This is a genomic window from Corynebacterium ulcerans, from assembly GCF_900187135.1.
Lineage (GTDB): Bacteria > Actinomycetota > Actinomycetes > Mycobacteriales > Mycobacteriaceae > Corynebacterium > Corynebacterium ulcerans.
Genome location: NZ_LT906443.1, coordinates 545,268 through 568,702, shown reverse-complemented (window position 1 = coordinate 568,702; position 23,435 = coordinate 545,268). Strand labels below are relative to the sequence as shown.

The following is a 23,435-nucleotide window of genomic DNA, read 5'->3' as shown; positions in this document are numbered from 1 at the left end:
ACGTTTTACGGGCTTTTGCGTTGCTGCTTAGGGCGTTGTGAGGGGATAAGAAAGGCTACAGAGATGTAAAACCCGCAAGAATTTGCAACTATTAGAGGTATGTCAACTCCTGTGTTAATCGGCATCCTTATTGTCGTCCTTGCGCTCATCGTGGTTATTGCTGTTGGCCTTAGCCGAAAACGATCCAAAACCATTAGTTTTGATCGTGGTGATGAGAGCGAACCAAAACAACTTACACAGCAAGAACGTTCCGGAAACTATCAAGCTCAAGGCGGTTTTAACTTCTCCGCTGGACAGGCCTCTGCTTCTCCCGAAGAAAAACTGCCAGTTGTTTCTGCCTCCTCTGAGTCAGCGCAGGAAGCGCCGATAGAGACGGTAGCGCCGCTAGATCTGTCGGAAGAACCACTAGCAGCACAGGAAACAGAAAAACCTGATGTTCACCTCAATGAGTCAGAGCTGGTTGATCCAGTCTCTGACTCGGAACTGCCGGTGGCTCATCACGCGGAATCTGAATCAGATGCAGCCTCTGCGGCTGAAGCTGCCGCCGAGGCCCAAGAACGATTTGAGCAGCAGAAAGAAGCAGAAGAGCAAGCCAAGCATGTCGAAGAAAACTTTGTGGAGCTTGATGAATTCCATGAAGAACCCGTCGAGGACACAGCACAAGACTCTGCTACCCATGACGAAGATAAAAAGGAAGAGACGAAACTAGAAGAAGGCGCGTATGAAGCTGCAGCCGCAGCAAGCGTCGCAGCATCTGGTGCAGAAAAGGCCTTAGAAGAGGCTGCAGATGCGCCTGCGGATAGTGCTGCGGAAACAGAAGCGGTTCAGGCTGAGCCTCAAGACGATATCGCTCCAGCAAGCGGACGTATCGGGCGGCTACGAGGTCGTTTGTCACGATCCCAGAATGTCTTTGGAAAATCTGTCTTGGGCATGCTTTCTGCGGGTGAGCTTGATGAAGACGCGTGGGAAGATATTGAAGCGCAGTTAATCCAGGCTGATCTAGGTGTAACTATCACGATGAAGGTGGTAGAAGACTTACGCGAAATGATTGCCGAGCGGGGAGTGGCTAGTGAGGCCGATGCACGCGCGATGCTAAAAGAATGCCTGATCCGTGCGTGCAAGCCGGAGCTTGATCGCTCGATTAAAGCGATGCCTTATGAAGGTAAACCTGCTGTGGTGCTGGTAGTAGGAGTAAACGGCACTGGTAAGACCACAACAACAGGCAAGCTCGCACGTGTGCTGGTAGCTATGGGGCATTCGGTGGTTCTAGGTGCTGCAGATACCTTCCGCGCAGCGGCGGCTGATCAGCTTGAAACGTGGGGTCGACGAGTTGGAGCACGGACAGTGCGTGGGGCTGAAGGTGCTGATCCAGCCTCAGTTGCCTTTGATGCGGTTGCTGAGGGAGTAAAAGCTGGTGCCGACGTGGTGCTTGTAGATACCGCAGGCCGCCTCCATAACTCCAGTAACCTGATGGATCAGCTGGGGAAAGTCAAGCGTGTTGTGGAAAAGAAAGCTGTGGTTGATGAGGTCCTCCTTGTCCTGGATGCCACCACAGGACAGAACGGGCTTACACAGGCGAGAACTTTCCGTGAGGTTGTGAATATTACGGGCGTAGTTCTCACCAAACTAGACGGAACAGCCAAGGGCGGTATTGTTTTCCAAGTCCAGGAGGATCTGGGGGTTCCCGTCAAATTGGTCGGGCTAGGAGAAGGCGCCGATGACCTGGCACCTTTTGAAGTAGAAGGCTTTGTTGACGCGTTGCTTGGTTAAGAAAGCAAGCTAAAAGTCCCTTATGCGATGGGTGATACACCAATACTCATTGTGTAAGGGGCTTTTGCTGTAGGACGTATAAATCCGGATTCTCTCCTCGGAAACGCCACACACAAGAGTGAGAACAATAACCGGAACTGCCACGCTGATTACTTGTTTCTCATTCACTGTTACATCGAGCTACTACAGGGAAAACGCCCAGGTTGGCCAGTACAAAAAGCATGGAATGCTCCAGTCTGACTACACTAGAAACTCGAAAGATTAATATCGCTAAGGCTAAGGGCGAGGTGGCGTAGAACAACGCGGAATCGTCGTTACGCTTTGGTTGCAGGTGTGTTGATGAATGAGGAGATCTCTCAATGAAGCTCGTTACTGCCATTGTTAAGCCTTTTACGCTGACAGACATTAAAGATGCTCTGGGGCAGGTGGGTGTGCACGGCATGACGGTCACAGAGACCCAAGGCTTTGGCCAGCAAAAAGGCCATACGGAAGTTTATCGTGGCGCTGAGTACGCGGTGGATTTTGTGCCAAAGGTCAAGATTGAAATCGTTATTGATGATGAGCTTCTAGACGACGTCGTACGCGCCGTTGTTGATTCGGCGCACACCGGAAAAATCGGAGACGGCAAGGTCTGGGTCACCCCTGTTGACGATCTTATTCGTGTTCGTACAGGTGAGCGCGGTTCTGACGCAATCTAAATGCAGCTGCCTACTCTGCAGCTGATGGGTTCGCCCATTAGACCGAAGATATAGCTCCGTTAAGGATAGATTGTGACGCATTCTGTGACCGACCCATGCGACAAAACAGCGCACGTAACAGCTGTAGCTCAATCAATTGAGAACGGTGGGTCGCAACGGGCGCTAGAAATTCGGGAACAGGCGTATCGGCGTGCGCAGGCGTTGGTGAAAAAGCTTCATATCCCCGAAGGCTCCGCGCTTGCCACGACAGGTTCCTTTGCCAGAGAAGAAATGACTTCAAAATCGGACCTGGATTTAATTCTTCTTCACCCAGCAGGATTAAATCTCGATGGTCTTGCAGACTTGTGGTACCCCATTTGGGACGCAAAAATGCGGCTTGACTATGCAGTCCGTACCCCGCAGGAATGCGCCAGCATGGTCTCAGATGATTCAACGGCTGCGCTGGCATTGCTTGATGTTAGGCACGTCAGTGGAGATCCAGAGCTTACTGAGCAAACTCGGCGGTTGACCCTAGAAACCTGGCGTAGGGAACTAAACAAAAACTTTAATGCGGTTTCCGATACTGCCATTGCCCGTTGGCGTCGCTCTGGTTCGGTTGTTGCAATGACACATCCCGATCTCAAACACGGGCGCGGCGGTCTCAGAGACATCGAGTTGATACGAGCGCTTGCATTAGGGCATCTCTGTGACGTGCCTCCTCTTGATTCTCAACGCAGGTTGCTTCTCGACGTCCGCACCCTCTTGCATCAACACGCAGGGCGCGCTCGAGACGTCTTGGACCCAGAATTCGCTGCAGACATTGCGCTCGATTTAGGGTTTGATGACAGATACGAGCTTTCCCGAGCCCTAGCTCACGCTGCTCGGACTATCAATGATGCCACCAACCATGCGCTGAGCACCGCTCGAAATGCTCTTCCTCGGCGTAATCACGTAAGACGCGCTGTACGCCGACCTATCGATGTTGACGTGGTTGCCGTTGATGATGAAATTTCCTTGTCTCGCAATCCAAATCTCAAGGACCCTGCCTTAGTTCTCCGAGTCGCAGCTGCAAGCGCGCGCACCGGTATGCCCATCAGCGATTCCGTATGGCCTCGGCTGGAGAATCTTCCTGAGCTACCAGTTCCATGGCCTGTGGGAGCAGCTGGTGACTTCTTTGAGCTTTTGAGCTCATCAGTTCATAGCCCGCGGATTATCCAACAGCTTGACGATCATGGATTTTGGGAGAAAATGATCCCTCAATGGGGACATATCAGGGGACGGATGCCGCGTGAAGCAGTCCATATCCACACAATTGACCAACACAGCCTCGTTGTCACGGCCAATTGCGCAGCACGAAGTGTCAGCGTGGCTCGTCCGGATCTCCTGTTTCTTTCTGCGCTCTTCCACGACATTGGTAAAGGATACGGCAGGCCTCATGAAATCGTTGGCGCGGAATTTGTCGTAGAGATGGGGCGCAAGCTTCGGTTGAATGAGCAAGATCTGAGCGTGGTCGAGACTCTCGTCGTAGAGCACACAAGGATTTCGCAGATTGTCGGCCGTCTTGATCCAACAAGCGATGAAGCCGTAACAATGCTTTTAGACGCTGTCAATTATGATCTTCTCACCCTCAACCTCTTAGAGTCCCTGGTGGAGGCGGATGCTGAAGGCACCGCGCCGGGCGTATGGAGTGCAGTACTGAAACTTGGCACCCAAGCATTATGCAGTCGCGCTCGTGCTCGACTTACCTCGTTGACTCCCGAACCGCCAGAATTTGATATTCCGCTGGATATTGGTTTGGTTCCTAAAATTTCCAACAGTTCTGAACGTAATGTCCTGAACACCGGTGCGACTATGAGCCCTGGTAGGGAAAGCGGCAATGCCACCGTGTATTGGAAAGGCCGGTACATGCGGGAAAGCGTCAGGGTCTTGGCGCTGATTGCGGCTAAAGGGTGGAATATTGAGTCGGCACGCTTCAAGATGAACGGCGCTGACGAGGACAAACACGTGATTGCGGAGCTCCAAGTGCATAACACTGTGGGGACGGGATTTGATCCATGTGAGTTCGTACAGGCATATAAGTCGGGGGTGTACTCGTCCCTGCCAAGTATTAAAAAGAGTATGTCTGCGACATTTTGGGTGGGCAATATTCTAGAGGTCAGGACAGCTGATCGTAGAGGTGGTTTGGGTGCTGTATTAGGTGTCTTGCCTGATGTTTTGTGGCTGACTATGAGTAACCCGGGTGCGACAATGATCATGCAATGTGAGCTTGCCGAGGGATTTGACCGTGCCAAAGTTGAGCGTGACGTGACCAAGGTACTCACCAACGGTTAACATAGGAACGTTAATCTTCAAGTCCACGCGAGATTTTCCCAGCGGTGTAATTAAAGGTGCGCAGGGAAGGTCCATAAAGGGAGTGTGCGTTTCGTGTTTGAATCTCTGTCTGACCGGCTAGGCAATGCCCTGTCAGGCCTACGGTCAAAGGGCAAAGTCACCGAGGCTGACATCAATGCTGTCGCGCGTGAAATCCGATTGGCACTGTTGGAAGCCGATGTTTCCCTGCCAGTGGTTCGCGGATTCATAGCGCGAATTAAAGATCGTGCACTAGGGGTTGAAGTATCTAAGGCTCTTAACCCGGCTGAACAAGTTATCAAGATTGTCAATGAGGAATTGACCGGGATTCTTGGTGGGGAAACTCGTCGCCTGAATTTGGCTAAAAACCCTCCTACGGTGATCATGCTGGCGGGCCTTCAGGGTGCTGGTAAGACCACTCTTGCTGGAAAGCTGGCTAAGCACCTTCAATCCCAAGGTCATACTCCTATGTTGGTGGCATGTGACCTGCAGCGCCCGGGCGCTGTCCAACAGCTGCAGATTGTTGGTGAGCGAGCAGGCGTTCCCACCTTTGCTCCAGACCCAGGAACATCCATCGACTCCAACGAGCATGAGATGGGCACTTCTCATGGCGATCCAGTAGGCGTGGCTCGCCAGGGCATCGAAGAAGCAAAGCGTAGTCAGCATGACGTGGTTATCGTCGATACTGCGGGTCGTTTGGGTATTGATGAGGCCCTGATGACTCAGGCGCGGAATATTCGTGATGCGATTAACCCTGATGAAGTTCTTTTTGTTATCGATTCCATGATCGGTCAGGACGCCGTGAATACGGCTGAAGCCTTCCGCGACGGCGTTGATTTCACAGGTGTCGTACTGACCAAGTTGGATGGTGACGCCCGTGGTGGTGCTGCACTTTCTATCCGTGAAGTCACCGGCAAACCCATCATGTTCGCCTCCACCGGTGAAAAGCTGGAGGATTTTGACGTCTTCCATCCTGAGCGTATGTCCAGCAGGATCCTCGGTATGGGCGATGTGCTTACTCTCATCGAGCAAGCAGCAAAGAACCTCGATCAAGAGCAAGCCATGGAAACCGCCCAGAAGCTGGGTTCCGGCGAGCTTACCTTGGAGGACTTCCTCAATCAGATGTTGATGGTGCGGCGGATGGGCCCGCTTGGGAACATCTTGAAGATGCTGCCTGGTGGTAAGCAGATGTCGCAGATGGCGGATATGGTTGATGAGAAGCAGCTAGACCGCATCCAAGCCATTATCCGTGGTATGACTCCGGCAGAACGTGAAGATCCTAAGATCTTGAATGCTTCACGACGCAAACGTATCGCTAATGGTTCTGGCGTAGCCGTTTCTGAGGTGAATCAACTCGTAGAGCGCTTCTTTGAAGCGAAGAAGATGATGAGCAAAATGGCCGGGCAATTGGGCATGGGTGGCGGTGGACGTAGCGCAACCAAGAAAAAACCCAAGGGTCGTAAAGGCAAAAACGGTAAGCGTAAACCGGCGAAAAACCGTAGTGGCGCTATGAATGGCGGCATGCCGGGTATGCCAGGTATGCCAAGCATGGCTGAACTGCAAAAAATGCAAGAGCAAATGGGTGGAGCTGGCGGCTTTGGCGGCATGCCGAATCTTCCGGGGATGCCTAAGATGCCTAAAGGCATGGAAAACATTGATCTGAACAACCTTGACTTTGGCGGTAAGAAATAAGCAGATGCTTTCCCTTGGCTAGTCCACTATAGAAAAATTGGAATGGCCAAGGGGAGTGCTGTATTGTGTCTAGAGTTGTCTCAATTGTGAGGGAACGCTACAAGACATTCCTGCGTCATACCGTCACCGTCTACGGTCGGCCGGTCTGAGTCACCGCAGGTAAATCAAGGGATGAACCGGTTCAATGCATTGGCAAAGAACGCCTGTACTTCCCAGTGACCCAAGAAGGAGCCTTTCATGGCTGTTAAAATCAAGCTGCAGCGTATGGGCAAGATCCGTACCCCGCACTACCGCGTTGTTATTGCAGATGCTCGCACTCGTCGTGACGGCAAGGTTATCGAGAACATCGGTACCTACGAGCCAAAGCAGAACCCTTCCGTTATCAAGATCGATTCTGAGCGTGCACAGTACTGGTTGGGCGTTGGCGCACAGCCAACCGAGCCTGTTCTTGCACTGCTTAAGGTGACTGGCGATTGGCAGAAGTACAAGGGCCTTGAGGGTGCTGAGGGCACCCTTCAGGTTGCAGAGCCTAAGCCTTCCAAGCTGGAGCTGTTCAACCAGGCACTGGCAGAGGCTAACGAGGGCCCTACCGCTGAGGCTATCACCGAGAAGAAGCGCAAGGCTAAGGAAGATGCAGCTGCTAAGGCTGCCGCTGAGGCTGAGAAAGCCGAGAAGGATGAAGAGGCTGCCGAAGAAGCTGCTGCAGAGTAATTCTGTTTAGTTTTCAAGCACATAAACCGCTTAAGAAGGACGTTGTCCACTTAAGCGGTTTTTGCTTTGTGCGCTGAAACTTAGCTCTTTCCCGTCAGCATGGTTAACAACAAGATTGCTTCGGAAGCAGAATCGGAAGGGGAACTCACTTTGTGGATAACCCGTTGCGGTAGATGGAGAACCTTCCCTGGAGTAAGCCGTACCGTTTTATCAGGGCATTCTACGTCGAGAGAACCTTGCAAACACTGGATGGTAACGGGATGCGCCGCCTTGTGGTCGTTGAGAACCTGTCCGGGAGCAAAAGTGAAAACGATAATATTGGCGCCTTCAGCTTGGAGTAGCCTGGTCACGGTCGGGACTTTACGCTGAGGATCAGCAGCCGGAGCCTCACGTAAAACATCGAGGCTAGTTGCGCTTTCTGTATCCCACGTGTGGTGGGCTTCTCCGAAACTATGAGGGGTATTGGTGGGGACATTCATGATCTTGCTCCTACCAGGCTAGAGGGATAGTTAAGGCAAGGATAGCTCTGCTTTTTACTCGTGCACCAGAGAACATCTGCGCTATGTGGCTAGGAAGGGATATAGGTGGGCGTCGATAAGCATGCAAGAAAAGCGGCAACAGATGACAGCGGAAGCAACAGGAAGGGTAGCTGTTAAAGTATTGTCCATGGAATTAATGATTGGGCGAGTAGTTAAATCTCACGGAATCAAGGGGGAAGTCGCCGTTGAGGTAACCACCGACGAACCAGATATTCGTTTTGCGGTGGGGGAAGTGCTCAATGGTAGGCAGGGGAAAAAAGAACATCGCTTGACCATAGCCACTGGGCGGGTGCACCAAGGCCGTCTGCTCATTAAATTTGAAGAAATCCCTGATCGCACAGCAGCCGATAGCTTGAGGGGGACTCAGTTCTTCGCGGCGCCGCTAGAAAACGATGATGACGAGGAAGGCTTCTACGATCATGAGCTTGAGGGGTTAGAAGTACTCCAAGACGGCAAAAAGATCGGGGAGATAACGGGCGTGATGCATGGCCCTGCCGGAGAAATCCTGGAAGTTGAACTCACTGGAGGCAAACAAGTACTTGTTCCCTTTGTTCACGCTATCGTTCCCGAGGTAGACCTAGAAGAAGGAACGTGCACGATTACTCCTCCCGATGGACTTTTGGAGCTGTAATGACTGCGCGAAAACTTCGGCTTGATGTCATTACCATCTTCCCGGAATACTTAGACCCGCTTCGCCATGCCTTGCTGGGTAAAGCGATCGAAAAAGATATTCTGAGCGTCGGCATACATGATCTACGGCAATGGGCGACCGACGCGCATAAGTCTGTCGACGATTCTCCGTTTGGTGGGGGACCTGGCATGGTCATGAAGCCAACCGTGTGGGGACCTGCACTCGATGACGTAGCCCAGGGAACCGGCCTCGCCTCAGCCGCAAAATCTCTGGAATCCGCACTTCCGCATCTGGATAAACCCCGCCATGATGACGTCGAGGGTGTAGAACAGACTGGATATCAGCGCGAGGATGAGGACTCCTCATTGCCGTTACTTATTGTGCCAACACCGGCGGGGAAGCCTTTCACTCAAAAAGACGCGCAAGAATGGTCAAATGAAGAGCACATCGTTTTTGCCTGCGGAAGGTATGAGGGCATTGACCAACGCGTTATCGATGATGCTGCTCACCGCTATCGCGTGCGCGAAGTCTCGATCGGAGATTACGTGCTTATCGGTGGGGAAGTCGCCGTCTTGGTTATAGCGGAAGCTATTGTTCGGTTGATTCCGGGAGTCTTAGGAAATAAACGAAGCCACGAGGAAGATTCTTTTTCCGATGGTTTGTTGGAAGGTCCCAGTTACACCAAGCCTCGCGTGTGGCGTGACCTAGAGGTTCCAGATGTTCTTTTCTCTGGTAATCACGCAAAAGTAGATCGTTGGCGTCGAGAAAAATCACTGGAGCGCACTCAACGGGTTCGGCCAGAACTACTTGAGGCTTGTGACCTGGATAAAAAAGATCGTGAGTTCTTAGCGCAGTTGATACAAGAGTGAGAAGAAAGTGATTGGTCGGGAATGATTGCCTTCGTGCGCTGTTGCTAAGGATATGAAAAGAAAAATATCCACTGACCTTAATGCACTGATTATTCCTGGCCAGCGAGACAACATACATGCGGCGCTGCGTGATGGCCTGAGCAGCCACGGCTATGAGGTTACGAGCATTGTGATTGATCCGATCGACCTCACCTGCGAGCCGGATAATATGTTGGTGACTCAGTATGCACAGGTTAAAGGTCACCCGCCCAGTGTTGAGCAGCTTTATCGTATTGTGCTCACTGGATATTCGACGCTTGACCTACGAGCCGCCACAAAAGTCGTGGTGGGGCTGCTGCCGCATGATATCTATTGGTATGGAACCTCGGTGGAAGGGCACATCGATACCGCAACGGCTGCGGCGTGTGCCTGGCAGCCAGACGCGGACTAACCGATCCTATTGAGTGAGAAGCCGAGGAGTATCTTGCAGACCACATAATAGGGATGTCCTACCGCTGAGTCACTTTCGCTCTTATGATCGGACATATGAGTGAAACAGTACATCAGGTTCCTTTTGTGCTTGCGATTACCGCATGTCCGACTGGAATCGCTCACACGTACATGGCGGCGGAGCGTCTCACTGAGGCAGCACATGCCGAGGGCATAGAACTCAAGATAGAGACGCACGGTTCTATTGGTGTTGAAGGCACCTTCAGCGATCAAGATATTGAGCGTGCCGATGCCGTCCTCATCGCAGCCGACACAACAATCGACACAGCGCGTTTTGTGAATAAACCCTTGGTAAACGTATCGGTTGCGCACGCCATTCGTGAGCCGAATGCGCTATTACAACGGGTGGTGAATACAGCTAAAACCAGCGATGTCACGGGACCAACTACACCAGAGGAAGCATCGTCCCTCGAAGGCTCCCACCAGCCGAGGACAGAGGCTAAGGGAGCCGCGGGAAGAGTCATGTATGCCGCGTTGATGAACGGCGTGTCTCACATGATCCCCTTTGTGGTGACCGGCGGTCTCCTGCTCGCTATTGCTTTATCCATAGGAGGACAACCGACTGCAGAAGGGCTCAAGATACCCGAAGGTTCATTCTGGGATACCGTACAGCAGCTTGGTGTATTGGCATTTAGCCTGATGGTTCCTGTGTTATCTGCATACATAGCTCAGGCAATCGCTGATCGCCCAGGTCTCGCACCCGGATTTATCACCGGGTTGGTAGCGACTACCGGGTCTTTGTACAACTCAGAAGCAGGGGCTGGGTTCATAGGCGGTATTGTTACCGGTTTTCTTTCCGGTTATGTGGCATTGGGAATCCGCAAGATACCCGTGCACAAATACGTGGCGCCTATTTGGCCGATTATTGTGATTCCGATTCTTACCACGGTGATCGTTGGCCTTTTGTTTATTTACGTTTTGGGACACCCAATTGCGGCGCTCTTTGAAGCACTCACGGGATACCTTGCCTCGATGCAGGGGGAATCTGTCTTGGTTCTCGGAGCAATCCTTGGGGCGATGATAGCCTTTGACATGGGAGGACCTTTTAATAAGACTGCCTTCCTTTTCTCCGGAGGACTTATTGCAGCAGGTAACGCTCTACCCATGGGTATGATCGCTGCTGCAATCGCAGTTCCGCCTTTGGGGGTTGGCGTGGCCACGCTTATGCGCCGCAGCCTATTTTCTAAGCCTGAACGCGATGCCGGTATTGCGTCTGTGTTCATGGGCTTTTTCGGTATTACAGAGGGAGCTATCCCGCTAGCCGCGGCCCGCCCGTTGCAGATTATTCCTGCGAACGTGATCGGAGGGGCAGTGGCTGCTGCATTAGCAGGGTCGCTAGGAGTTAAGGACCATGTCATGCACGGCGGTCCTATCGTTGCGGTGTTGGGCGCAGTAGATAACGTGGGCGGCTACTTCTTAGCTTTGGCAGCTGGTGTGGCTGTCACGTGTGCGTTGGCTTTGATCTTTGTCGGATTCAGTGTCAAAAGAACATCCATGGCGGCCTTGACCCCCAAGGCACCTCTTCAAGAAAACACAGAGGAAGCGGCAGCGTCTGTTAAACCGAATGAACCAATCATTATGGATGAATTGGTGTACTCGGGTCCAATGAAGGATCGCGAGGAAGCTATTCGGCGTCTAGTGGATAAAGGCGTTGTTGCCGGGCGGATCTCGGATGCGCGCGCTGTAGTAGACGCATCGCTTAATAGAGAACGGTTGGCGTCGACAAGCGTAGGCTACGGTGTCGCTATACCGCATTCGCGCAGCACCGGAACCCATGCTGCGATGGTAGGGCTTGCTCGTTTGGATGCTCCGATCGAGTGGACAGACGGGGAGGAAACAGATCTCGTATTCCTCATCTGTGTTCCCTCTGATGCCGGAAAACAACACTTGAAGATTCTTTCCCGCCTTGCGCGTGCGATCATGAAAGAGGACTTTAGAACTCAGCTGCGGCAAGCACCCCAGTCTGAACTTGCAGATGTGGTGCGGAAAGTCGCAGAACCTGCAGAATCGACCGCTGCAGGTGCGTCTTAAGGCAGAGACCCCGCCTACCCGTTTCTGGGTGACACAAAGGGAAACTCGCTACAATCGTGTGAATGATTTCCGCGAAGATCGCTCAGGAGCTAGGAGTTAAGGAAAGCAATGTCGCTTCCGCTCTCGCACTCCTCGCAGAAGGCAATACAGTTCCCTTTATCGCTCGGTACCGTAAGGAAGCCACAGGCGGGCTCGACGACTCGCAGCTGCGTGCCATTGAAGAACGCGCGACCTATCTTAAGGAGCTGGAGGACCGGAAGCAGACGATTCTCGCCGCGATTGAAGAGCAAGGAAAGCTCGATCAAACGCTGAAAACGTTGATCCTGGAATGCGATACAAAAGCCCGCTTGGAAGATTTATATCTTCCCTACAAAAAACGGCGCAAGACTAAAGCGGATATCGCGCGTGAAGCCGGACTGGAGCAACTGCTGGATAAGCTTATCGACGCGCCCCATGTGAGCCCAGAGCAGCTTGCCCAGAGCTTTGTCACAGAGGGATTTGAAGACGCCAAGAAAGCCCTTGAAGGTGCACGCGCAATCCTTATTGATCGTTTTGCCCTGGACGCGGACCTGGTCGGAGAAGTCCGCGAGCGGATGTTTACCACGGGTTCCATGCTGGCCAGTTCCGTGGAAGGCAAAGAGCAAGAGGGTGCAAAGTACAAAGATTATTTTGAGTTTTCAGAACCTTTTACATCGTTGCCTAGCCATCGAATCCTGGCGCTCTTTCGTGGGGAAAAAGAAGGGGTGCTGCATCTAGACCTTGATGCCGGTGACGAGTCGATGTATGAAGGCATGATTGCAGAGCGCTTTAACCTTGATACTTCTTCTCAATGGCTTACGTCTGCTGTGAGGTGGGGATGGAAGACCAAATTGGTTATCTCCTCGGGTCTCGATGTCCGTATGCGTTTGAAAGAACGGGCAGAAGAAGGTGCTCTTGAGGTCTTTGCCCGGAACCTCAAGGATGTTCTTCTTGCTGCTCCCGCAGGTCAACGTGCGACTCTCGGCCTCGACCCCGGATATCGTAATGGAGTGAAGTGCGCCGTTGTAGATCGCACTGGCAAAGTATTAGACACTCTTATCGTCTATCCACACCAACCACAAAATAAGTGGTCGGACGCTGTCCAAGAATTAGCGTCTGCATGTGCCACGCATGGCGTAGACCTTATGGCTGTGGGCAATGGCACAGCCTCCCGTGAGACAGAGAAACTCGCAGGAGAAGTTGCAGATTTGATCAAAAAGGCCGGCGGAAAACGTCCTACCCCAGTCGTAGTATCAGAGTCCGGGGCATCGGTGTATTCAGCATCAGAGCTGGCGGCGAAAGAATTTCCCACCATGGATGTTTCCTTGCGTGGCGCAGTCTCTATTGCACGCCGATTGCAGGATCCACTCGCAGAACTGGTCAAGATTGACCCGAAAGCGATTGGAGTTGGCCAGTATCAACACGATGTAAACCAGACTGCCTTGGCTAAAACCCTTGATGCCGTGGTAGAAGATGCAGTGAATGCCGTGGGTGTAGATCTCAACACGGCTTCAGTTCCGCTGCTTGCCAGGGTAGCTGGAATCAGCCCGACCATTGCAGAAAACATCGTGCACTACCGGGATGAACACGGTAGTTTTGCCTCACGAGCTTCGCTGAAGAAAGTTCCACGTTTAGGCCCCAAAGCCTTTGAGCAGTGCGCTGGTTTCTTAAGGATTAACGGTGCGCCTGACCCCTTGGACTCCTCTGCTGTGCATCCTGAGGCTTACCCAGTGGTACGGCGAATCGCGGAGAAAACAGGGCTTAGCGTTGACGGGCTTATCGGAAACACGTCGGTGCTCAAGTCGCTGCGCCCCCAGGACTTTGCAGACGAACATTTTGGTGTCCCCACCGTGACCGACATCCTCGCGGAGTTGGACAAACCGGGGCGCGACCCCCGACCGGAATTTGCCACGGCCACGTTTAAAGAAGGCGTAGAGAAAATCTCCGACTTGATCCCGGGGATGATCCTAGAGGGAACCGTGACAAACGTGGCAGCCTTTGGTGCATTCGTGGATGTGGGAGTGCACCAAGACGGCCTAGTGCATGTTTCTGCCTTGGCAGATACTTTTGTCTCTAATCCCCACGACGTTGTACGTTCTGGGCAGGTAGTCAAAGTGAAGGTGATGGAGGTTGATCCAGAGCGCAAACGCATTAGCCTCTCCATGAAGCTTTCCGACGAGCCCGGCGCTAGCACCGCTAAACCGGCCTCACGCAACACAAACACCGCGAAAGATAAGCGTTCTTCGCGTGGAAACAGCACGCGTAATGCGTCGCAAAGGCGCAGCTCATCGCAATCGTCAGCAGGTGGAGCGATGGCAGAAGCTTTGCGACGCGCCGGGCTCAAATAACAGACGCATATTGACAACTGTGGGGAGAAGTTGTTCCCGGCGCGCAAGCATGGCATAATCTCCACCGTTGTCTGTCTCTTTTGTGAGACAGCTGCTTTTCATGTCTTGGGCATGAACCAGTCGAGCGCCCCGACCATAGGGGAGAGCCGCTAGGTTCCTCTGTCTTTTAAAAGTAAGGATTGGTTTTATGAACCTTCTTGACAAAGTCGATGCAGCATCATTGCGCAACGACATCCCAGCTTTCCGTCCCGGCGATACCCTTGACGTTCACGTAAAGGTTATCGAGGGCAACAAGACCCGTACCCAGTTGTTCAAGGGTGTTGTTATTCGTCGTCAGGGCTCTGGCGTTCGTGAGACCTTCACTGTCCGCAAGGTTTCCTTCGGCATCGGTGTTGAGCGTACCTTCCCGGTACACACTCCAAACATCGAGAAGATTGAGGTTGTTACTCGCGGCGCTGTTCGTCGTGCGAAGCTTTACTACCTGCGTGACCTGCGCGGCAAAGCAGCTAAGATCAAGGAAAAGCGCTAATATTCGGCGCCTTAGGCCTCTGACCTGCATGAATTTTATGCGGTTGGAGGCTTTTCTTTTTGCCTTGGCGTGAAGAAGAATAGGTTTTCGAGGCCAGGGTATGAGTAACGAAAGTGTGTGAAAGTAAATCTGCAGCCTCGATATGTGACTTAAATATGAGGTAATAAAACATTTGCCTACGCGAGGTTTACCTTAACGCTGCTAACATCATTCGTTGTGACTGATCAGAGTAATGGATTCAACGTGGCGGACCGTGATTTTAAACCACAGGCTCGTACTGATGCGACGGATAGAGACGCAAAGGCTAATTCTGCTGAAGGTAAGAAACCGTTGCCCTGGTTTATAGAGATACCACTTGTTGTCGTGGTGACTCTATTAGTTATTACGATGCTGCAAACCTTCGTGGGGCGCGTCTATATGATTCCCAGCCAATCGATGGAACCAACGCTGCACGGATGCGCTGGCTGCACAGGCGATCGCATTTTTGTAGACAAAGTGAGCTATCACTTCAGCGATCCAAAACCTGGTGACGTTATCGTCTTTGAAGGAACGGATTCCTGGAATTCTTCTTTTGTTTCGCAAAGATCCCAGAACTCACTGGTGCGTGGATTGCAGAACGTCGGAGCCTTTGTTGGGCTCGTTGCTCCAGACGAGAATGACCTAGTGAAGCGAATCATTGCGACCGGGGGACAGACCGTGCAATGTTTGGAAGGCGATGAGGGCATTAAAGTCAACGGAAAAGTAATTGATTCTTCATATATTCAGAATCCTCCTGCTTATCCGGTAGATCCTGCGACTGGATCTGATGCCTGCGGCGGCTTCTACTTTGGTCCTGTCACTGTTCCCGCAGACAGTTATTTCATGATGGGAGATAACCGGACAAACTCGATGGATTCTCGCTATCACATCGGCGACCAGTACCAGGGCACCATCCCGCGCGATCATATTAAGGGCAAAGTTCAGTTTAAGATCTTCCCGTTTAATAGGATCGGCAGCGTAGAAGATTACGACATCCAAGGGTAGGGAACTAGGTTGATTCCTAAGGGACAAGAGGCTTGCCCAAGCCTTCCCTTGCCCGCGTCCCAGGGGATTAAAATTCGTAAGCTCAAATATCTTCGGACATTTGAGGGAACGCTAGAAAAATGGGGTTTGGGTCCGGTTGCCGGGATAGATGAAGCAGGCCGCGGTTCTTGTTGCGGCCCAATTACTATTGCCGCGTGCATTTTGCCCCCTCGGCCGATCGCAGCGCTAGCTACGCTGACTGACTCTAAGAAGCTTTCTCCTCGAATGAGGGAAGAGCTTTATCCTCTTATCAAAAAACACGCTGTAGCCTGGTCGATCTTGCATATTCCGGCATCGGAAATTGATGCATACGGTATTCAGCACGCCAACATTTCTGGCATGCGAAGGGCTGTCGCTCTGCTCTCGGAGAAGCCGGGCTATGCGCTTATCGACGCCATGCGGGTACCCGGCCTTCCATGTCCATCTCTGCCCGTTATCGGTGGGGATGCGGCTGCGCGCTGTATTGCGGCTGCTAGCGTTTTGGCTAAGCAGTCTCGTGATGAGCTGATGATTGATTTGGATAAGGAGTATCCGGGATACGGATTGGGGGATCACAAAGGATATGGGACCAAGTCTCACATAGATGCGGTGCGCCGCCACGGGGGAACACCGGAGCATCGTTATAGTTATGCCAATGTGAGGGCTGCACATGAGGAATGGGCTGCCGAGAATAAAGCAGTAATCGGGAGGTAAAGCGATGGGTGCAGAAGAACTCGACAACTATGAGGCTGAGGTAGAGCTGTCACTGTATCGCGAGTACCGGGACGTGGTTAGCCAGTTCTCTTATGTTGTAGAGACAGAGCGGCGATTCTACCTTGCCAATGCGGTGGAGTTAATCCCTCATACGCAGGGTTCTGATGTTTATTATGAAGTCAGAATGTCTGATGCCTGGGTATGGGATATGTACCGTTCCGCGAGGTTCGTGCGTTACGTCAGGGTCATTACGTATAAAGACGTAAACATCGAAGAGCTAGATAAACCCGATTTTGTCATGCCCGATTAATCGAGCGCCCTAACCTATGCGCATGCACCATGCTTGCGTGCGCGATAACCATGATCAATGGGGCCATGACCATGCCCTACGTGTAGGGCGCTGCCGTGTGCGATGGCCTCATGAAGCCACGCTGTTGACCATTCCAATGCGGTGACCAGATCCTCGCCAAGGCCGAGTCGGGTAGCTAATGCTGATGATAAAGAACAGCCAGTGCCATGCGTATTTGTGGTCTTTATCCGGCTATTGGGTATTCGGTGAAAGAGTCCAGATGGGAAAACTACCGCGTTGTCAGCGTGATCCTGCTGAAGATGACCACCTTTAACAACGATGGCAACTCCATGTTCACAAGCCCAATTCTGTGCGTCGATGATTGCTTGATCCAGATCAGTACGAAGCGGAGTGCCACAGAGTACCGCTAGTTCTGGCAGATTCGGGGTTACTACTGTGGCATGCGGTGCAAGCTCTTGGAGTGCTTTTTCAGCTTGAGGATCAAGTAGACGATGTCCACTGGTACTAATCATTACAGGATCCAGAACTATAGGTATATCGCGGGTTGTTGGTAGTGAAGTTAGCCATTGAGCAACCGTAGCGATAACACCAGAATCACCTAGCATCCCGATCTTGATAGCGTCGATAGCAACATCATCACTTACTGCGTTGAGCTGCGAGTGAAGAAAATCGGTTGGTGGGGTATGTACATTCCGTACACCTCGAGTATTTTGTGCCACGAGAGCTGTGATCACGCACATTCCGTAGCCGCCAGCAGCGGCCACCGTTTTTAGGTCTGCTTGAATGCCTGCTCCGCCGGTGGGATCTGTTCCAGCGATAGAAAGAACTCTGGGAATAAAAGTATCCATGATTATGCACTTTCTTTTCTCTTATTATTTCCGCCTGGCAGGCTGAGCAGTGTAATAGACGCTTGTACAGCAAGATCGTTGTATTGTGCGATGAATTGTTGGGACCGTTGCCCGGAAGCACACGCAACAACAATTGTGCGTTGAGATTGGGTCTGTGCCGCGTCTAAGAGAGCTGTTCGTGCGCAGTCTTCCGAGACGATGCTGCTGAGCGGGACCATATGGGGAGAATAGTGTGGGGGGAAAGGATCCAGCAGGACCTCGTGCAGCTCGCGAATATCTAAGAGCGCAGCCTCGCCAGCTAGGACACGTTGGAGGAGCAAGGAATTTTCCTTAGCCGTAGATTCCTTTGAAAACTCGCATGATGCAGCTGCCGCATAGTCACTGAGGCTAGTCGTGAGACCCCTTTGAGGATCTGCTACGGCTTGTATTTGGCGTATGGTGGCCGGGATAGCATCGTAGCTAAGAATCTTGCCGACCGTTCGATCCAAACCTGACAGCCATGCAAGGGCCGTAGTGGACATGAGACCGCCGACTACCGATGTTGTCACTCCTAAGACACCGGCTGTTGCACACGTTGGAACGGCATCGGCAGGTAGTTGGTAGGGGAACACATCGCGTAGGCCCACTCCACGTTTGCAGGGTCCGGAATGCCACAATGCAACATCACCATGGAATCCTAGTACTGTGCCCCATACCAGTGGAGTTCCTACTATTTCTGCAGCATCTGCGACGAGATATTTGCTAGAAAAAGTATCGGAGCCATCGAGCACTATATCCGCCCCTGCTACTAATTCACAGGCGTTGCGGGCTGTGAGAGTTTCGTTCCGGGCTTCTATGACGATGCCAGGCTGCAACGCCTGTGCTCGTCGTGCAGCTACCTCCACCTTGGGCAGGCCGCACTCGTCTGCTGAGAAGAGTATTTGTCGATGGATGTTGGTTATATCGACCGTGTCTTGATCAATCAAGGTCATTTTTCCAACTCCGGCTGCGGCTAATTGCTGCACAATAGGACATCCAAGTCCACCGATTCCTACTACCAGAACATGCGCATTATGGAGTGCCTCTTGCTGCGACAACCCGAATCCGGGAAGCAACATCTGACGCGAAACCCGGTGTAGTTCTGATAGCGGAAGTGACGTTTCCATTTAGAGCACCTGCTCGGGCCAGGACACAAAACCTGTGGATGTGGAGGAAGCCTTTGCATGTTCACGCCGTGGTATCCGTCCAGCTTTACGTGCATAGCCACCAGCTTCGACAGCCAACCGCATCGCGTGCGCCATTAGGACCGGATCTTGGCAACGATTAACTGCGCTAGCTAGGAGTACTCCGTCGCACCCAAGTTCGCATGCGAAAGTTGCATCCGATGCGGTGCCCACGCCGGCGTCGATAAGCACTGGCACGTGCGCACGAGAACAGATCAGCTCGATATTATGAGGGTTGAGAATACCCAGCCCTGTCCCTATCGGTGATCCCAAAGGCATGATTGCTGCTGCACCAGAATCTTCTAAACGCTGAGCTGCAACCGGATCATCGCTGGTATAAACCAGCACGGTAAAATCTTCAGACACGAGTTGCTCGCAGGCACTTAGGGTCTCCACCACGTCGGGAAGCAAGGTATGCTCGTCTGCAATAATTTCGAGCTTGACCCATGATGTTTCTAGTGCTTCCCGAGCCAGACGTGCCGTGATTACCGCATCCCTTGCAGTACGACACCCTGCGGTGTTGGGAAGCGGATCAATATTGAGCCGACTAAGCAATTGAAAGATAGTCTCTCCATTATGCCCACTGGTAGATGCGCTATATCGGCGCATAGCCACTGTTGTTAATTCAGTTCCGGAGGCAACTAATGCCTGTTCCAATATTTCTTGGGAACTTGCCCCTCCCGTACCCATGATGAGATGAGAAGAATATTCTTTGTCAGCGATAGTAAGCACTTAACCTCCTTGAATCGCAGTGAGTATGTCTACGCGATCGCTTGGATGTAGACGACGCAGCCACTGTGAGCGCGGGATCACTGTGCCCTCAATGGCAACGGCAATACCTGCGTCTTGATGTCCTGGGGCAACAATTTCTGCCACTAGTTCAGATACAGTGCGTGCGGTGACTTCCTGCATTCTTCCGTTTAGTTCTATACGCATAAGCATGAGTCCTTTAAACATTCACTAGATGTCGTAATGGACAACACTCACGGATATCTGCGCTCAATGGTTGTCCTAAAACAAGTTCTCGACTCACCCGAGCACCCAAAGCCGCCAATAAGATTCCATGTCGGAAATACCCAGTGGACATAACTACATGGTCGTTGACACGCCCTAAATAAGGAAGATCATCAGGTGTACCTGGGCGTGCGCCCGCCGTTGCCTCAAGAAAATCGCAGTCTTCCAAACCTGGTGCTATGCGGATTGCGTCTCTCAAAAGATCGTAAACACCGCCGAGATGAGGTGCTGGTCGAGAGTCTTCTCTCGTTGTGGCCCCTAGTGCGATCGTTCCATCATCGCGCGGAATGATATAAATCGGGCGGCCTTCTACAAAACCTCGGATCACCTTACGCATGAAAGGTCGGAGGTACGTGGGTACACGCAGCCTCACGATATCCCCATACACAGGCCGCAACTTAAGCGGTGATGATTCCTGGGTTGCACAAGGATGCCAGCCTGAAAGTGTGCTTGCTCCGAGACCATTAGCTACCACTACCTGGTCGGCAGGAAAAGTAGAGCCGGTTGTATGAACATGTACGGGAGCGCCGTCTTTGGCAGGTTCACTTATGCGTAGGTGCGTTGCTGTTAAAGGATGGAATGTCACACCAAGATTAATCGCGGCGTCATAGAGTGCGGCAGCAAAAACTCGAGGAGCAATTTGGTGATCGCCGGGGATAGAAACGACCCCTGCCAGATGCGGGTGCAGCGCGGGCTCAATCTGGCGGGCTTTGCTTAGTGGCAGTTGTTCTACATTCATGCCATAAGCATGTTGGTAGTGCATCACATTGCGCAGATGCTGAGCGTCGGCGCGGTCTGCGGCAACAACGAGCGTGCCATCCTCACGATATCCTAGGGGAAGAGACGTGTGCTCGGTAACGGTCTTTATCAGTTCTGGATACCATTGGGCCGAAGTCTGCATCAGCGGGAACAGCGAATCCTGCTGATAAATCATTTCTGCAGTGGGCGCGAGCATTCCACCCGCATGGTAGGTGGCGCCACTCATCGGGGCAGGATCTACAACATTAATATCGAGTTGCTGTTTTGCTTGGTGCGATGCCAATTCTACTGCGGTAGCCAATCCTAGGATGCCTGCGCCAAGAATCACTATGCGCATGAGCTGTCCTTTGCCCATTGGCTAGCTCCACGATCAAATTCTCTGAGAACCTTAGAAGCAAAGTCGGTAGGATCTGCTGCTTCCATAAATCCACGTACTACAGCTAGCCCGGACACACCTTGGGCAGCAAGGGGCGCTGCATCGTTAAGGGTAATACCACCGATGGCTACCAGAGGTACTGCGGAACGGGCAACAAGCTCTGCGTAGGAATCTAACCCTAGAGGAGCTCGTCCAGAGTCTTTCGTCGGGGTCTCGCGGAAAGGACCACACCCGATATAGTCAATGTATTCGGCCTGTGTGTTTGCTTTTTCGACGAGTTCGAGGGACCCCGTAGTCAGACCGATGATAGCTTCCGGCCCAAGAAGTTTCCGGCAAATGTGTGGGCTGAGATCGTCTTGTCCTACATGAACACCTGCGATCGGAATGTTCTGAGAACGTAAAGCAATAGCCACGTCTAGACGATCGTCGATAAGCACCCGCGTGAATGGATTGATCGTGGCTACTGCACACGCAACTTCGCTGGAAAGCTTATACAGGTCACGAGCGCTGATTGGCTTAGAACGTATCTGAATAATTCCAGCGCCGCCAGCCGCGGCCGCCACTGCGATGTGGACAATATGACGGGGGTCGGGTGAATGCCCTGTAACAAAGTAGCACCGTAGATCCACTGGGGGCGTGGTTTTACGCACTAGTCTAGGGCCCTTCCCGCGTCTGGAAAGTTTTGCGAGCAACCTTGAGGTATATCTGTCGAGGGGATTCCTAGATCTGTGGGGAACGCGGAGCGTATGTCTTGTGATATGCGCATGGAGCAAAACTTGGGACCGCACATGGAACAAAAATGGGCGGTTTTAGCAGGCTCTGCGGGGAGAGTTTCATCGTGGTAGTCCATTGCTGTGACCGGGTCCAAAGACAACGCGAACTGATCATGCCAACGAAATTCAAAACGAGCCTTGCTCATGGCATCATCCCAAGCTCTGGCGCCAGGATGTCCTTTGGCCACGTCAGCTGCGTGAGCTGCGAGTTTATACGTTATAACACCAGTTTTTACGTCGTCGCGGTTGGGCAGCCCCAGGTGTTCTTTAGGCGTGACATAACACAGCATGGCTGTGCCACCCATTGCTATGGTAGCTGCGCCAATTGCGGAAGTAATATGGTCGTAACCAGGAGCAATGTCCGTGACAAGCGGTCCAAGCGTATAAAACGGTGCATCGTGGCACCATTCTCGCTCATGCTCATTGTTAACCTGAATCATATTCAAAGGCACATGGCCAGGTCCTTCCACCATGACCTGCACATCATATTTCCAGGCGCGTTTAGTGAGCTCACCGATAGTTTTAAGCTCTGCGAATTGTGCTGCATCGTTAGCATCGGCCAAACTACCTGGCCTGAGGCCATCGCCTAAGGAGAAAGCGACGTCATAACGCGCGAAAATCTCACATAGATTGTCAAAATTTTCGTAGAGGAAAGACTCTTTGCCATGTGCGAGACACCAGCCCGCCATGATAGACCCGCCACGACTGACAATGCCGGTGACCCGTTGGCTGGTTAACGGAATATGTTTGTACAAAACCCCAGCATGGATGGTCATGTAATCCACGCCTTGCTCGCATTGTTCGATGACCGTATCTCTAAAAATCTCCCAGGTGAGGTTTTCAGCTACACCATTGACTTTTTCCAATGCTTGGTAAATAGGAACCGTGCCAATAGGAACAGGAGAGTTACGGATGATCCATTCACGGGTGGTGTGTATATCATTTCCGGTGGATAAGTCCATCACTGTGTCTGCACCCCATCGGGTTGCCCACCGCAGTTTAGAAACTTCTTCTTGAACTGAAGACGTGACAGCAGAATTACCAATATTAGCGTTGATTTTGGTTAAAAACTTCCGGCCAATAATCATGGGTTCTGACTCAGGATGGTTGACGTTATTGGGGATAATGGCACGTCCTCGGGCAACCTCGCTACGCACAAGTTCTGGGTCACAGTGCTCGCGTAGCGCAACAAACTCCATTTCTTTAGTAATGATTCCTGCCCGTGCGTAGGCCATTTGCGTAATTCGCTTTCCGGGAAGACCTTGGCGAGGAGCACGCTTTTCTCCCTGCCACTCATAGAGTGCTGAACCTCGCTTTTGTGCCGCTTGTCCGTCGTCGGCCAAACACGGAGTGCGTCCTTGATACTTTTGTGTGTCTTCTCGCTGTTCAATCCACTCTTCACGCAGAGCCGGCAGCCCTTTTACTGGGTCACATTCTGGACCGCGCGTGCGGTAAATGCGGAAAGGCTCATTGGGGCCGGTGGGGGAATCGTCTAATGCGACTTCAGTTTCAGGAACAGCCAGGCCATTGCGGAGAATGGGGGAATAAGAGTGCTTGAAATGGTTTTCTTCAGGGGTAACCGACATTGGCTATATCTCGCTTCCTACGCTGGTGCTAACCAGACAGGTTCGAACGGTGCGAACACGGTGACAGTGCTCTTCTCAGCCCGATTCCATCGGGCACCCGTGGGGATAGATGTACGAGCCAGCATAACTATGTTCGGCTTACGCACGGAACAGATATGG

Annotated in this window: 21 protein-coding genes, 1 pseudogene and 1 riboswitch; of the genes and pseudogenes, 14 read left to right on the top strand and 8 right to left on the bottom strand. The window is 52.2% G+C overall.

Annotation, left to right across the window (positions count from 1 at the left end; genetic code table 11):
* Nucleotides 1-111 precede the first annotated feature (111 nt).
* The 5 genes from ftsY to rpsP all read left to right on the top strand — a co-directional run bounded on the left by ftsY (nucleotide 112) and on the right by rpsP (nucleotide 7,199).
* Entirely contained in the window at nucleotides 112-1,770 is a 1,659-nt protein-coding gene (ftsY, locus tag CKV68_RS02540; protein ID WP_095075543.1) for a signal recognition particle-docking protein FtsY, read from the top strand.
* Between the two features lie 359 nt (nucleotides 1,771-2,129).
* A complete protein-coding gene (locus tag CKV68_RS02535; RefSeq protein ID WP_013911801.1) occupies nucleotides 2,130-2,468 on the top strand; it encodes a P-II family nitrogen regulator in 339 nt (112 codons plus the stop codon).
* Nucleotides 2,469-2,540: 72 nt separating this feature from the next.
* Nucleotides 2,541-4,778: a [protein-PII] uridylyltransferase gene (locus tag CKV68_RS02530; RefSeq protein ID WP_080745483.1), complete on the top strand. Its 2,238-nt coding sequence runs from the start codon at nucleotides 2,541-2,543 to the stop codon at nucleotides 4,776-4,778.
* A gap of 93 nt (nucleotides 4,779-4,871) precedes the next feature.
* Nucleotides 4,872-6,488, top strand: coding sequence for a signal recognition particle protein (gene ffh / locus CKV68_RS02525; RefSeq protein WP_095075542.1), 1,617 nt, complete (start codon nucleotides 4,872-4,874; stop codon nucleotides 6,486-6,488).
* A gap of 237 nt (nucleotides 6,489-6,725) precedes the next feature.
* Nucleotides 6,726-7,199: a 30S ribosomal protein S16 gene (gene rpsP, locus CKV68_RS02520; protein ID WP_095075541.1), complete on the top strand. Its 474-nt coding sequence runs from the start codon at nucleotides 6,726-6,728 to the stop codon at nucleotides 7,197-7,199.
* Between the two features lie 80 nt (nucleotides 7,200-7,279).
* Here rpsP and CKV68_RS02515 read toward each other — a convergent pair whose 3' ends face one another.
* A complete protein-coding gene (locus tag CKV68_RS02515) occupies nucleotides 7,280-7,678 on the bottom strand; it encodes a cupin domain-containing protein (protein ID WP_095075540.1) in 399 nt (132 codons plus the stop codon).
* Nucleotides 7,679-7,865: 187 nt separating this feature from the next.
* Between CKV68_RS02515 and rimM the strand changes: the two genes are divergently transcribed.
* The 9 genes from rimM (at nucleotide 7,866) to CKV68_RS02470 (ending at nucleotide 16,718) form a co-directional block, all read left to right on the top strand.
* Nucleotides 7,866-8,369 (top strand): ribosome maturation factor RimM, encoded by a 504-nt coding sequence (gene rimM / locus CKV68_RS02510; protein ID WP_029975728.1) that lies wholly within the window; start codon nucleotides 7,866-7,868, stop codon nucleotides 8,367-8,369.
* Complete coding sequence (trmD, locus tag CKV68_RS02505; RefSeq protein WP_013911795.1) at nucleotides 8,369-9,238, top strand: tRNA (guanosine(37)-N1)-methyltransferase TrmD; 870 nt, start codon at nucleotides 8,369-8,371, stop codon at nucleotides 9,236-9,238. Before rimM ends, trmD begins: the two co-directional genes overlap by 1 nt.
* 52 nt (nucleotides 9,239-9,290) lie before the next feature.
* Complete coding sequence (locus CKV68_RS02500; protein ID WP_095075539.1) at nucleotides 9,291-9,668, top strand: hypothetical protein; 378 nt, start codon at nucleotides 9,291-9,293, stop codon at nucleotides 9,666-9,668.
* A gap of 83 nt (nucleotides 9,669-9,751) precedes the next feature.
* Entirely contained in the window at nucleotides 9,752-11,758 is a 2,007-nt protein-coding gene (locus tag CKV68_RS02495; RefSeq protein WP_095075538.1) for a fructose-specific PTS transporter subunit EIIC, read from the top strand.
* Between the two features lie 62 nt (nucleotides 11,759-11,820).
* A complete protein-coding gene (locus tag CKV68_RS02490) occupies nucleotides 11,821-14,124 on the top strand; it encodes a Tex family protein (RefSeq protein WP_095075537.1) in 2,304 nt (767 codons plus the stop codon).
* A gap of 187 nt (nucleotides 14,125-14,311) precedes the next feature.
* The gene (gene rplS, locus CKV68_RS02485) at nucleotides 14,312-14,653 is read left to right on the top strand and encodes a 50S ribosomal protein L19 (RefSeq protein WP_013242177.1); all 342 of its coding nucleotides are present in this window, start codon (nucleotides 14,312-14,314) and stop codon (nucleotides 14,651-14,653) included.
* Nucleotides 14,654-14,869: 216 nt separating this feature from the next.
* Nucleotides 14,870-15,676, top strand: a complete 807-nt coding sequence (lepB, locus tag CKV68_RS02480) for a signal peptidase I (protein WP_095075536.1) — start codon at nucleotides 14,870-14,872, stop codon at nucleotides 15,674-15,676.
* 48 nt (nucleotides 15,677-15,724) lie between these two features.
* Nucleotides 15,725-16,408: a ribonuclease HII gene (locus CKV68_RS02475; RefSeq protein WP_230847244.1), complete on the top strand. Its 684-nt coding sequence runs from the start codon at nucleotides 15,725-15,727 to the stop codon at nucleotides 16,406-16,408.
* A gap of 4 nt (nucleotides 16,409-16,412) precedes the next feature.
* Nucleotides 16,413-16,718 (top strand): DUF2469 domain-containing protein, encoded by a 306-nt coding sequence (locus CKV68_RS02470; protein ID WP_013242174.1) that lies wholly within the window; start codon nucleotides 16,413-16,415, stop codon nucleotides 16,716-16,718.
* 32 nt (nucleotides 16,719-16,750) lie between these two features.
* Here CKV68_RS02470 and thiD read toward each other — a convergent pair.
* The 7 genes and pseudogenes from thiD to thiC all read right to left on the bottom strand — a co-directional run.
* Nucleotides 16,751-17,566: pseudogene (thiD, locus tag CKV68_RS02465) on the bottom strand (bifunctional hydroxymethylpyrimidine kinase/phosphomethylpyrimidine kinase); the annotation flags it as partial.
* A 2-nt stretch (nucleotides 17,567-17,568) separates the two neighbouring features.
* Nucleotides 17,569-18,711 carry a ThiF family adenylyltransferase gene (locus tag CKV68_RS02460; RefSeq protein ID WP_095075535.1) on the bottom strand — a complete coding sequence of 381 codons (1,143 nt, stop codon included), beginning with the start codon at nucleotides 18,709-18,711 and terminating at the stop codon, nucleotides 17,569-17,571.
* Entirely contained in the window at nucleotides 18,712-19,500 is a 789-nt protein-coding gene (locus CKV68_RS02455; protein WP_054249552.1) for a thiazole synthase, read from the bottom strand.
* Complete coding sequence (gene thiS, locus CKV68_RS02450) at nucleotides 19,501-19,704, bottom strand: sulfur carrier protein ThiS (protein WP_013911786.1); 204 nt, start codon at nucleotides 19,702-19,704, stop codon at nucleotides 19,501-19,503.
* Nucleotides 19,705-19,717: 13 nt separating this feature from the next.
* A complete protein-coding gene (thiO, locus tag CKV68_RS02445) occupies nucleotides 19,718-20,896 on the bottom strand; it encodes a glycine oxidase ThiO (RefSeq protein WP_095075534.1) in 1,179 nt (392 codons plus the stop codon).
* Nucleotides 20,869-21,567, bottom strand: a complete 699-nt coding sequence (locus CKV68_RS02440) for a thiamine phosphate synthase (RefSeq protein WP_014836545.1) — start codon at nucleotides 21,565-21,567, stop codon at nucleotides 20,869-20,871. Before CKV68_RS02440 ends, thiO begins: the two co-directional genes overlap by 28 nt.
* Nucleotides 21,567-23,276 carry a phosphomethylpyrimidine synthase ThiC gene (gene thiC, locus CKV68_RS02435; RefSeq protein WP_014525951.1) on the bottom strand — a complete coding sequence of 570 codons (1,710 nt, stop codon included), beginning with the start codon at nucleotides 23,274-23,276 and terminating at the stop codon, nucleotides 21,567-21,569. Before thiC ends, CKV68_RS02440 begins: the two co-directional genes overlap by 1 nt.
* Nucleotides 23,273-23,387, bottom strand: a riboswitch (TPP riboswitch). (Overlaps the previous gene by 4 nt.)
* Nucleotides 23,388-23,435: the final 48 nt, after the last annotated feature.